The 12,190-nt window shown below is 68.5% G+C and carries 8 protein-coding genes; all 8 read left to right on the top strand.

Going from position 1 to position 12,190, the window contains the following annotated elements; translation table 11 throughout:
* The first annotated feature begins 375 nt into the window (after nucleotides 1-375).
* The 8 genes from AC06DU_RS09985 (at nucleotide 376) to AC06DU_RS09950 (ending at nucleotide 12,190) form a co-directional block, all read left to right on the top strand.
* Nucleotides 376-3,297 (top strand): ligand-binding sensor domain-containing diguanylate cyclase, encoded by a 2,922-nt coding sequence (locus AC06DU_RS09985; protein WP_478204281.1) that lies wholly within the window; start codon nucleotides 376-378, stop codon nucleotides 3,295-3,297.
* A gap of 193 nt (nucleotides 3,298-3,490) precedes the next feature.
* Entirely contained in the window at nucleotides 3,491-4,621 is a 1,131-nt protein-coding gene (gene flhB, locus AC06DU_RS09980; RefSeq protein ID WP_046342540.1) for a flagellar biosynthesis protein FlhB, read from the top strand.
* Between the two features lie 17 nt (nucleotides 4,622-4,638).
* A complete protein-coding gene (flhA, locus tag AC06DU_RS09975) occupies nucleotides 4,639-6,711 on the top strand; it encodes a flagellar biosynthesis protein FlhA (protein ID WP_478204406.1) in 2,073 nt (690 codons plus the stop codon).
* 1,107 nt (nucleotides 6,712-7,818) lie between these two features.
* Nucleotides 7,819-9,501 (top strand): flagellar biosynthesis protein FlhF, encoded by a 1,683-nt coding sequence (flhF, locus tag AC06DU_RS09970; RefSeq protein WP_478204279.1) that lies wholly within the window; start codon nucleotides 7,819-7,821, stop codon nucleotides 9,499-9,501.
* Nucleotides 9,488-10,372, top strand: coding sequence for a MinD/ParA family protein (locus tag AC06DU_RS09965; RefSeq protein ID WP_010374294.1), 885 nt, complete (start codon nucleotides 9,488-9,490; stop codon nucleotides 10,370-10,372). The genes flhF and AC06DU_RS09965 overlap by 14 nt, the downstream gene beginning before the upstream one ends.
* On the top strand, nucleotides 10,369-11,136 hold the full coding sequence (locus tag AC06DU_RS09960) for an RNA polymerase sigma factor FliA (RefSeq protein ID WP_024937674.1): 768 nt from the start codon (nucleotides 10,369-10,371) through the stop codon (nucleotides 11,134-11,136). The genes AC06DU_RS09965 and AC06DU_RS09960 overlap by 4 nt, the downstream gene beginning before the upstream one ends.
* A 35-nt stretch (nucleotides 11,137-11,171) precedes the next feature.
* Nucleotides 11,172-11,564: a chemotaxis response regulator CheY gene (gene cheY, locus AC06DU_RS09955; RefSeq protein ID WP_002813536.1), complete on the top strand. Its 393-nt coding sequence runs from the start codon at nucleotides 11,172-11,174 to the stop codon at nucleotides 11,562-11,564.
* Nucleotides 11,564-12,190, top strand: a complete 627-nt coding sequence (locus tag AC06DU_RS09950) for a protein phosphatase CheZ (protein WP_016904946.1) — start codon at nucleotides 11,564-11,566, stop codon at nucleotides 12,188-12,190. Before cheY ends, AC06DU_RS09950 begins: the two co-directional genes overlap by 1 nt.

Here is a 12,190-nt window from a genome sequence, read left to right as displayed (position 1 = left end):
AGGACAGCGCCATTGCTGCGATCTGCCAACCGGCCGGGCACGTAGCCTCCCACGGACGCCTCGCCGGGAAAGACGTATCCGCTGCGACACCTGCGTGCGGGCAGCCATGCAGCCGTTGCGCGACCGGCATCAAGCCATCGGCGTGATCGCGCCTGCAGCGACAGGGTCCGGCCCAGGGAACAACACGCGCCCGGCAATGGCCGTGCGCGCTGCGCACTCACGCCGCCATGCCTGCTTAAGCATTAAAGAAACACGCGTGAACAGCCGCTAGTCGGTTTACTGCGGCCTGCTATGGGGGCCGCCCATGGCAAGCGTGAGACACCCGCGCGAGGGGCGCGGACCACACGCGCCGATGCGTGGGAGAGTGCAACGCTCGTGGGGGTTGAGTACCGTCAATGCAGGTCGTCAGGCCGGCGTGCACCGTTTTTGGCGGTGCTGCTGCTGGTCTTGCTGTCGCTAGCCGATCTGGCCGGCGCGCAGAGCGCGAGCATTCGTCGCTACGCCCACGACCAGGGCTTGCTCGGGCTGGCCGGCACCTGCCTGCTGCAGACCCGCGCCACGCTGCTGTGGGTGTGTACCGAAAGCGGCCTGTATCGCTACCACGGGCGCAGCTTCCAGCAGGTGATGCTGGATGGCCTGCGCAACGAACCGATCACCTCGATGGCCGAAGCCGCCGACGGGCGGCTGTGGGTGGCCGGCTTCCAGGCCCTGTTCGTCGGCGACGAGCACGGCTTCCGCAAACTGGCCCCCGACGAGGCCGAACACCTGCAGGAAGACATGCTGCTGGCCAGTCCCTCCTGGGGCACGGTGCTGGCCAATGGCGGCACGCTGGAACGATTGAGCGCACGCGGCAACGGCCACTGGCACAGCGAGCCGCTGCTGGATACCGCCACCCGGGTGCGCGTGCCCGAGCTGTCCAAGGTGCTGAGCCTGTCGGTGGACGGCGACACCTTGTGGGCCGGCTGCGCCAAGCGGCTGTGCGCCATCGATGCGCAGCGCAAGGTGCAGGTGTACGGGCCGGACCAAGGCGTGCCGGAAGATCGCTGGTACAGCGTATTGCGTGATCACGACGGCGCACTGTGGGTCCGCGGCACCGGCAACCTGCTCTATCGCGCGCCGGGCGCCAGCAAATTCAGCGTGCGGCCGCTGCCCTTGCTCGATGGCAGAACCATCGGGCGACAGGCGCCGTTGGTGCTGGACCGCGAAGGACGCGTGCTGGTACGTCGCAACGACGGGCTGGCGCGCTGGGAGAACGGCCGCTGGCGCAGTTTCGGCGCCGACAACGGGCTGCCGCCCGGCAGCAGCGATGCGATCCTGGTGGACCGCGATGGCGATGTCTGGATGACCGTCGATGGCGAAGGCCTGGTGCGCTGGGCCGGCTACGAATGGATCGAGAACTGGGACGCCTCGCAGGGCATGCCGGCCGCGCCTACCTGGTCGATCGCCCGCGACGCGCAGGGCGCGTTGCTGGTCGGCAACGAACACGGCACCGGCCGCCAGGTCGATCCGGGCGGCCGGTTCGTCCCGGCCCTGCAGGCCTCCGGGATCCAGATCGTGGGCATGCAACGCAGCGCCGATGGCAGCCTGTGGACGCTCAATTCGGCCGGTTCACTGCGCCGCACCTGGCCCGATGGCCGCAGCGCGCAGATCGCCAAACTGCCGCGCACCGCACGCCGCCTGCTGATCGATCGGCAGGGGCGGATGTGGATGCTCAGCGCGGGCGGCCTGTTCGTGATCCGGCATCCGCTGGAGGGCGGCACGATGGAAGCGGTCCCGGAGATGCCCACGATCGCCTATACCGACATCCAGCAGACCGCCAACGGCACGTTGTGGGTGTCCACCGCCAACGGCTTGTTCCGGCTGCAGGGCGCACGCTGGTCCAGGGTCGAGGTGCTGGTCAATGGCGGCGCCTCGGACCCGTGGATCAGCAAGTTCCACATCAGCGACAGCGGCGAGGTGTGGCTGGCGTTCTATCGGCCCGGTCTCTGGCACGGCATGTTGCTGGGCGAGCGGCTGGATCTGCAGGCGATCAGCGACGAGGCCCTGCGCGATGTCGGCGTCTACCTGATGCGCGGCGACAGCCTCGGCCGGGTCTGGGTGGGCCATGCGCGCGGCGTGGAGGTCTACGACGGCGAGCGTTGGGCGCATCTGTCGCAATCGCAGGGCCTGCTGTGGGACGACATCTCCGAAGCCGCCTTCGCCGAGGATCCGGATGGGTCGATCTGGATCGGTACCTCGCGCGGGGTGAGCCATCTGCTGGACCCGGCGCGGCTGTTCGATGCGCGCCAGCCCAGCGTGCGCATCGACAGCGTCAGCCGTGGCGGCGTGCCGGTGCAGCGCGGCCAGTTGCTGGGCTGGAGCGACCAGCCGCTGCATATCGAGCTGTCCACGATGGAGGTGTACGACGACCCGAGTCGCCTGACCGTGCGTTACCGCCTGCTCGGCCTGCACAACGAATGGATCCAGAGCGACAACCTGTCGATCGACCAGGCGCCGCTGCCCTCCGGGCATTTCCGCCTGCAGGTGCAGGTGCTGGACCGCTACCGCCGCACCGCCTCGCCGATCGCCGACCTGCCGTTTGCGGTGGCCCCGCTGTGGTGGCGCAGCCCGCCGGCGATCGCGTTGTATGTGCTGATCGGCAGCGCGCTGCTGGCCGGCCTGTGGCGCTGGCGGCACCGCCACCTGGTTGCGCGCGAACGCATGCTGGCCGAACTGGTGGCCGAGCGCACCTATCAGCTGGAACACGAAAAACGCGATCTGGAAAGCGCGCGCGCAGCACTGGCCCTGAAGGCCAGCCACGATGCCCTGACCGGCCTGCTCAACCGCTCCGGCGTGCTCGAAGCCATGGCCGAAGAACTGCAGGCCTGTGCGCACGGCGGGCATCCGCTGGCGGTGGTGCTGATCGATCTGGACCACTTCAAGCTGGTCAACGACGAACACGGGCATCTGGTCGGCGATGCGGTGCTGGCCAAGGTCGGCGCGCGCCTGACCGCCTGCCTGCGCGACTCGGACAAGGTGGGCCGCTACGGCGGCGAGGAACTGCTGTTGCTGCTGCCGGGCATGTCGCAGCATAGCCAGCACCGGCTGCGCGCCATCCACGAAAAGCTCAGCCTGGCACCGTACGAGGTGGGTGCCGCCCGGCCCCTGCCGGTGACCTGTTCGGTCGGCGTGGCCTGGTTCCGGAACGGTGACAACGCCGCCACGCTGCTGGCGCGTGCCGACGAGGCGCTGTACCGCGCCAAGCGGCATGGCCGCAATCGCATCGAACCGGAAGAGCCCGAATCCTCGGTGGCATGAGCAGCCGCGCCCCGGGGCGCAGGCCAGGCGCATCCAACCCAGCGGCCCCACAGCGCCGCCTGCCCCGATCAGCCACTTTTTCAGGCCGGCCCCCTCTCGGCCAGCTCTCCCCCGACCCCGACTCCCCACCCCCGGCCTCACCGACTGGAACGCCACTTGCATGACACAGGGCTGACCAGTCACCGGCACCTCCATGTCCGAGTCCGAAGACGGCGGCGAACGCACAGAGCTTCCCACCGAAAAACGCCTGCGCGAAGCCCGCGAGCAGGGCAACATCCCGCAATCGCGCGAGTTGTCCACCGCCGCGGTGTTCGGTGCCGGCGTGTTCGCGCTGATGGCCCTGGCCCGCGGCATCGGCGATGGCGCCAGCGTCTGGATGAAGACCGCGCTCAGCCCGGACCCGAAGATGCGTGAAAACCCGATGGCGCTGTTCGGCCATTTCGGCGACCTGCTGCTGCAGCTGCTGTGGGTGATGCTGCCACTGATCGGCATCTGCCTGGCCGCCGGCCTGGCCGGCCCGCTGTTGATGAGCGGGCTGCGCTTTTCCGGCAAGGCGATCATGCCCGACCTCAACAAGCTCAACCCGATGAACGGGATCAAGCGCATGTGGGGCAGCAACAGCCTGGCCGAGCTGATCAAGTCGGTGCTGCGGCTGCTGTTCGTCGGCCTGGCCGCCAGCCTGTGCATCTCCAAGGGCCTGCACGGCCTGCGCTCGCTGGTGAACCAGCCGCTGGAACAGGCGGTAGGCAACGGCCTGGACTTCACCAAGAGCCTGCTGTTCTACACCGCCGGCGCGCTGGTGCTGCTGGCCGCCATCGACGCGCCCTACCAGAAGTGGAACTGGCTGCGGAAGCTGAAGATGACCCGCGAAGAGATCAAGCGCGAGATGAAGGAAAGCGAGGGCAGCCCGGAGGTCAAGGGCCGCATCCGCCAGATGCAGATGCAGATGTCGCAGCGCCAGATGATGGAAGCGGTGCCCAAGGCCGACGTGGTGCTGATGAATCCGACCCACTACGCGGTGGCGCTCAAGTACGAGGGCGGCAAGATGCGCGCCCCGATCGTGGTGGCCAAGGGCGTGGACGAAATGGCCTTCCGCATCCGCGAAGCCTGCGAACAGCACCGCGTGGCGATCGTCACCGCCCCGCCTTTGGCACGCGCCTTGTATAGAGAAGCGCAAATCGGCAAGGAAATTCCCGTGAGACTCTATTCGGTCGTGGCCCAGGTGCTGTCCTACGTCTACCAGCTGCGTGGCTGGAACGGCGGCCCGATGCCGGAATTGCCGTCGCTGGACGTGGATGAGTTTGGCAAGGGAGCCAGCGCATGAGCGCCCAACCCGCCCCGATGAATGCCCGGCGCATCATGGAGTTGCTGCGCAACGGCCTGGGCGCGCCGCTGGCGCTGATGGCCATGCTGGCCATGCTGATGGTGCCGCTGGCCGCGCCGGTGTTGGATGCGCTGTTCACCTTCAACATCGCCATCTCGCTGATGGTGCTGCTGGCGGTGGTGTACGTGCAGCGCCCGCTGGAATTCACCATTTTCCCGATCGTGCTGCTGATGACCACGATGCTGCGGCTGGCGCTGAACGTCGCCTCCAGCCGCGTGATCCTGATCAACGGCCAGGACGGCCATGCCGCAGCCGGCAAGGTGATCGAGGCGTTCGGCCAGTTCGTGATCGGCGGCAACTACGCCGTGGGTATCGTGGTGTTCGCGATCCTGACCATCATCAACTTCGTGGTCATCACCAAGGGTGCCGGACGCGTGTCGGAAGTGACCGCGCGCTTCATCCTGGACGCCATGCCCGGCAAGCAGATGGCCATCGACGCCGACCTCAACGCCGGTTTGCTGACGCGCGAGGAAGCCAAGGCCCGCCGCGAGGAAGTCCGCGAGGAAGCCGACTTCTACGGTGCGATGGACGGTGCCAACAAGTTCATCCGCGGCGACGCCATCGCCGCCATCCTGATCCTGTTCATCAACCTGGTCGGCGGCATGGCGGTGGGCATGTTCCAGCACGGCATGAGCTTTGTGGATGCCGCCTCCACCTACACCCTGCTGTCGATCGGCGACGGTTTGGTGGCGCAGCTGCCAGCCCTTCTGGTGTCGTCCTCGGTCGCCTTGCTGGTGACCCGCGCCTCGCGCGCGCAGGACATGCGCGGCGCCATGATCAGCCAGGTGTTCGGCCAGCACCGCGCCCTCGCGGTGGCTGCGGCCATCCTGGGCCTGGTCGGCCTGGTGCCGGGCATGCCCAACGTCGCGTTTTTGACGCTGGGCCTGATCCTGGGCGTGATCGCCTGGAAAATGTACAAGCGCAGCCTGGTCAACCCGCCGACCGGCGACCCGGCCACCGATCCCAAGGCCGCCGCCGCGGCCACTGCCGCCCAGGCCAGCTCGGAGCTGAGCTGGGACGAGCTGCGCCCGATCGACCCGCTGGGCCTGGAAGTGGGCTACCGGCTGATTCCGCTGGTGGACAAGAACCAGGGCGGCGAACTGATGGCGCGCATCAAGGGCGTGCGCCGCAAACTCACCCAGGACATCGGCTTCCTGGTGCCGCCGGTGCATATCCGCGACAACCTGGAACTGTCGGCCAACGCCTACCGGTTGCTGGTGCACGGAGTGCCGGTGGCCACTGCGGAAATCTATCCCGATCGCGAACTGGCGCTGGACCCGGGCGGTGCGCTCGGCCAGCTCGACGGCATTCCCGGCAAGGACCCGGCGTTCGGCCTGGACGCCACCTGGATCCAGCCGCACCAACGCGCCTATGCCGAATCGATGGGCTACACGGTGGTCGACCCGGCCACCGTGGTCGCCACCCATCTATCGCACCTGATCCGCGAACACGCCCCGGAACTGCTCGGCCACGAGGAAGTGCAGCAGTTGCTGGCGACCCTGGCCAAGACCGCGCCGAAGATGGTCGAAGACCTCACCCCGAAGGCGCTGCCGTTGTCGGTGGTGGTGCGCGTGCTGCAGAACCTGCTGATCGAGCGCATCCCGGTGCGCCAGCTGCGCAAGATCGTCGAAGCGCTGGTCGAACACGCCCCGCACAGCCAGGACCCGACCACCCTCACCGCCGCGGTACGCACCTCGCTGGGCCGCTTCATCGTGCAGGAAATCGCCGGCATGTCGGCCGAGCTGCCGGTCTACACCCTGGCCCCGCAGCTGGAGCGCGTGCTGCAGGAATCCACCCACGGCAACGGCGTGGCGCTGGAGCCCGGCCTGGCCGAGCGGCTGCACCAGAGCCTGGCCGACTGCGTCGGCAAGCAGGAAGCCCGCAACGAACCGGCGGTCGTGCTGGTGCCCGGCCAGGTCCGCGCCGCCCTGGCCCGCCTGGTCCGCCACAGCGTCCCGTCCCTGTCGGTGCTGGCCTACAGCGAAGTGCCCGAAGACAAGCGCCTGAAGCTGGTCGGCACGATCAGCTGAGACCGGCCGCCGGCCAACGCACCCTGTGGGGCGCACCCGGGCGCGACAGGCGTTACCGGCACACCCCGTCGCGCCCGGGTGCGCTCCTACGACAGGTCAGGCAATCCGGGAACACACCGCAGACGCCGATACCACCGTAGGAGCGCACCCGGGCGCGACAGGCTTTACCGGCACACCCGTCGCGCCCGGGTGCGCTCCTACGACAGGCCAGGCAATCCGACAACGCACCGCAGACGCCGACCCCACCGTAGGAGCGCACCTGGGCGCGACAGGCGTTACCGGCACCGCCCGTCGCGCCCGGGTGCGCTCCTACGACAGGCCAGGTAATCCGACAACACATCGCGGACGCCGACACCACGGTAGGAGCGCACCTGGGCGCGACAGGCGTTACCGGCACAGCCCGTCGCGCCCAGGTGCGCTCCTACGACAGGCCAGGCAACCCGGGAACACACCGCAGACGCCGACACCACCGTAGGAGCGCACCTGGGCGCGACAGGTTTTACCGGCACGGCCCGTCGCGCCCGGGTGCGCTCCTACGACAGGCCAGGCAATCCGACAACACACCGCAGACGCCGACACCACCGTAGGAGCGCACCTGGGCGCGACAGATTTTACCGGCACGGCCCGTCGCGCCCGGGTGCGCTCCTACGAACCTACCCACCACGCCGACCAGCACCCGGCGTCGGAAAGCCGCCACTGGTCCGGATCTCCAATCGATTGCACGGCGCTGCCCGTTTCCAGACGTCCCAAGCGCCTCAGACTGGACCTCCGACCCGCCAGCGCATCCGCCCGCACGACGACGCCAGCGCATCGCCGCCCTGGAAAAAAGTCAATCACGCCATTGACTTAAAGCGCTCGGACCCGGCCGCACGCACAGCCCCGCACCGTCCCGATACACCAGCTCCCCGCGCCGGAACCCCGGCACCCCGTTTTGGCACGCCGCGTGCATTAGCTCTGCCGAGACCGCAGCCAGCGCCACCGCTGCGGGGCGAGAGCAGCACTTGGAACAACCGAACGGGACAGGCAACTCATGACGCTGGCAACACACCCACATTCATCGCGCACCCGTCCGGCGTCCGGCGGGTCCCGTTCCTGGAGGCACTTCGCATGAAAATCAAACGCTTCGTTGCCCCGGACATGCGCACCGCATTCCGCATGGTGCGTGAAGAACACGGCCCGGACGCAGTGATCCTGTCCAATCGCCGCACCGCCGAAGGCATCGAGATCGTCGCTGCCAGCAACTACGACGAAGAACTCGTGCAGCGCGCCCTGGAAACCGCGCGCTCCGAGACGCCGGCCGTTGCCGCCGCGCCGATCCCGTCGGCAGCTGCCCCGCAGGCACCGGCCCCGCAAGTCGCCACCGCACCGGTTCACGCACCGCTGAAGCCGGCCGCCGATGCCGGCACGAGCCAGCGCCAGCGCGTTGCCAGCGCCGCCGAAGACATGATCGCCGCGATGGCGCTGCGCCAGCCGGTCAACGTGCCGCGCCAGCCGCAGGTGCCCGCACCGGTGCGTAGCGCCGCCGCCCCCTCGCCCGCCGCCCAGGCCCTGGCGCACGCCGTCGCGGTGACCGCCGCGCCGCGCCAGGAACACGCGCTGTCGGCCGTGCCGGAACAGCTGTTCGCCGATTTCCTGACCACCGCGCCGGTGCAGCGCGCCGCCGTGCAGGCTGCCCCGGTGCAGGCCCCGACCCCGATCATGGCTGCCGCCGCTGCCCCCGTGCAGGCCGGCTACGACCAGGACGAGGACGCGCTGGACGACGACACCGACTTCGACCTGGACGCGCTGCCGCAGATCCTGCCGCCGGCCGCGTTGCCGCCGCTGGTGGTTGCCCCGCCGGCGCTGGCCGCGGTGCCGGTCGCCGCCGCCCCGGCGCCGCAGAACGATGAAGAACTCAAGCAGTTGCGTGGCGAGCTGGCGCTGATGCGGCAGATGATCGAGCGCGAAATGAATCGCCTGACCGACGAGCGCCTGCGTGGCTCGCCGGTGCGCGCGCAGGCCCTGGAGCTGATGGACGACTACGGCTTCGACGCCGGCCTGATCCGCGACGTGGCACTGCAGATCCCGGCCGATACCGAATTGCACCGTGGCCGCGGGCTGATGCTGGGCCTGCTGTCCAAGCGCCTGCCGGTGGCCCCGGTCGACCCGCTGGAACGCGGCGGCGTGATCGCCCTGGTCGGCCCGACCGGCGCCGGCAAGACCACCACCATCGCCAAGCTCGCCCAGCGCTTCGCCGCCCAGCACGCCCCGCGCGACGTGGCCCTGGTCACCACCGACACCCAGCGCGTCGGCGGCCGCGAGCAGCTGCACAGCTACGGCCGTCAGCTCGGCATCGCCGTGCACGAGGCCGACAGCGCCGAAAGCCTGCTGGAACTGCTCGAGCGCCTGCGCGACTACAAGCTGGTGCTGATCGACACCGCCGGCATGGGCCAGCGCGACCGCGCCCTGGCCGCCCAGCTGAACTGGCTGCGCGCCGCGCACCAGGTCACCTCGCTGCTGGTGCTGCCTGCCAACGCGCACTTTTCCGACCTCGACGAGGTCGTGCGCCGCTTCGCCCACGCCAAGCCCCAGGGCGTGGTGCTGACCAAACTTGACGAGACCGGCCGCTTCGGTAGTGCGCTGTCGGTCGTCGTCGATCACCAAATGCCCATCACCTGGGTGACTGACGGACAGCGGGTCCCCGACGACCTGCACCGCGCCAATGCCGCCAGTCTCGTTCTTCGCCTTGAAGATTTGCGGCGCGCTGCCGATAAGCCCTGTACTCCGGAGCACAACCATGCAGTCGCGTGAATACGCCAAGCTGACCAACGCCTTCCCCCTGTCGGCGACCCGTCCCGAGCCCCTGGGCCCGGTGCGCACCATTGCCGTGACCGGTGGCAAGGGCGGCGTGGGTAAAACCAACATCTCCGCCAACCTGGCGGTGGCGCTGGCCGACATGGGCAAGCGCACCCTGCTGCTGGACGCCGACCTGGGCCTGGCCAACCTGGACGTGGTGCTGGGCCTGTCGCCCAAGTACACCCTGGCCGACCTGATCGCCGGCCGCTGCACGCTGGATGAAGTGATCATCGAAGGCCCCGGCGGCGTGCTGGTGGTCCCGGCCGCTTCCGGCCGCCGCCACATGGCCGAACTGGCCCCGGCCCAGCACATCGGCCTGGTCAACGTGTTCTCCGAGCTGGAGCGCGACCTGGACGTGATGGTCATCGACACCGCCGCCGGCATCACCGACAGCGTGCTGACCTTCTGCCAGGCCGCCCAGGACACCGTGGTGGTGGTCTGCGACGAGCCGGCCTCGATCACCGACGCCTACGCGCTGATCAAGGTGCTCTCGCGCGAACGCGGCGTAGACCGCCTGCAGATCATCGCCAACATGGTGCGCGACCCCAACGAAGGCCGCCTGCTGTACGACAAGCTGTCGCGGGTCTGCGAAAAGTTTCTCGGCGACGTGTCGCTGAACTACCTCGGCCACGTGCCGCAGGACGACTGGTTGCGCCTGTCGGTGCAGCGCCAGCAGCCGGTCATCAAGGCCTACCCCGCCAGTCCGTCGGCGCAGGCCATTGCAGAAATCGCTCGCCGTACCTCGCGCTGGCAGGCCCCCACCGTGCCGCGCGGCAATGTCGAGTTCTTCGTCGAACGCATCATCCAACGGGGAGTGGCCGCATGAGCACCGCTACCGCAACCACGGCCAGCGCGCAGTACCGCGCCGTGCAGCGCAACAACGCCAACGACATCGTCACCCAGCACGCCGACCTGGTGCGCCGTATCGCCCACCATCTGGCCGCGCGCCTGCCGGCGAGCGTGGAAGTGGACGATCTGATCCAGGCCGGCATGATCGGCCTGATCGAAGCCTCGCGCAGTTACGACTCCGAACAGGGCGCCTCGTTCGAGACCTATGCCTCGATCCGCATCCGCGGCTCGATGATCGACGAAATCCGGCGGGGTGACTGGGTGCCGCGCTCGGTGCACCGCCGCGCACGCGACGCTGCCGCCGCCGTGCGCAAGATCGAACAGCACACCGGCCGCGCCGCCGCCGCCACCGAAGTGGCCGCCGCGATGGAGATGCCGCTGCCCGACTACCTGCGTCTGATGGAAGATGCCGCCCGCGGCCAGGTGCTGAGCCTGGAGTCGCGGATCGAGGATCACGGCGAGCTGGACACCACCGCCAAGGGCGGCCCCAATCCGCAGCAGATGATGGAGCGTGGCGAATTCGGCCGCGAGCTGGGCAAGGCCATCGGCCAGTTGCCCGAGCGCGAGCAGCTGGTGCTGTCGCTGTACTACGAACAGGAATTGAACCTGAAAGAAATCGGCGCCGTGCTCGGTGTCAGCGAATCGCGCGTCTGCCAGATCCATGGCCAGGCGGTGGTGCGTCTGCGCGGCCGCCTCAAGGTCTTCGAACTGGCCGATGCCGGTGTCGAAATTGACGAATGATTTTTTCGCGCATTTTTTAGTGTTAGGAGCTTGATGTGAACAAGAACATGCGGATTTTGATCGTGGACGACTTCTCGACGATGCGACGTATCGTCAAGAATCTGTTGGGCGATCTGGGCTTCACCAATACCGCAGAGGCCGAAGACGGCAACAGCGCATTGGCGGCGTTGCGGGCCGGCCCGTTCGATTTCGTGGTCACCGACTGGAACATGCCCGGCATGACCGGCATCGACCTGCTGCGCAACATCCGCGCCGACGCCAAGCTCAAGCACCTGCCGGTGATGATGGTGACCGCCGAAGCCAAGCGCGAGCAGATCATCGAAGCGGCCCAGTGCGGCGTGAACGGCTACATCATCAAGCCGTTCACCGCACAGACGCTGGAAGAGAAGCTGGGCAAGGTGTTCGAACGTCTGGCGGCGACCGCCTGATGAACGCCACCGTGGAAGCCGATGCCGAACGTGCCGCCCTGATCGAGCGCCTGCAGCACGCGCTCGATGCACTGGAAAGCGGTGACCAGGTCGCCTGGCGGCGCGAGGTGGACCACCTCGCCGCGCTGCGCACGCGCCCGATGATGCAGAGCCTGAGCCGGCTCGCGCGCGAACTCGGGCAGGCGCTGGGCGAGTTGCCCACCGTGCCCGAGGAAGCAGGCGAACTGGACGATGCCTGCTCGCGCCTGGACCACGTGGTGGAAATGACCGAGAAAGCCAGCCATCGCACGCTGGACCTGGTCGAGGAATGCCGCGAGCTGGCCAACCAGCTGCGCGACGGTGGCCTGAACCAGGACCAGGGCGCGCTGATGGACAAGATGCGCCATAACCTGACCGAGCTGTCACTGGCGCAGAGCTACCAGGACCTGAGCGGCCAGATCATCCGTCGCGTGGCCGGCATCGTGCGGCGCGTGCACGAGGGCTTCGGTGCACTCGGCCTGCCGCCGAAGAATCCCGAGCCGAAGAAAGACGACGGCGGTCTTGCCGGTCCTGCAGTCAAGGGCCTGGACCGTCACGCGGTGTCGCAGGACGACGCCGACGACCTGCTGTCCGGATTGGGGCTGTAA

It is taken from the genome of Xanthomonas sp. NCPPB 3200 (genome assembly GCF_056393585.1).
The sequence above is the reverse complement of the archived record's forward strand: the minus strand, read 5'-3'. Positions and strand labels throughout refer to the sequence as shown.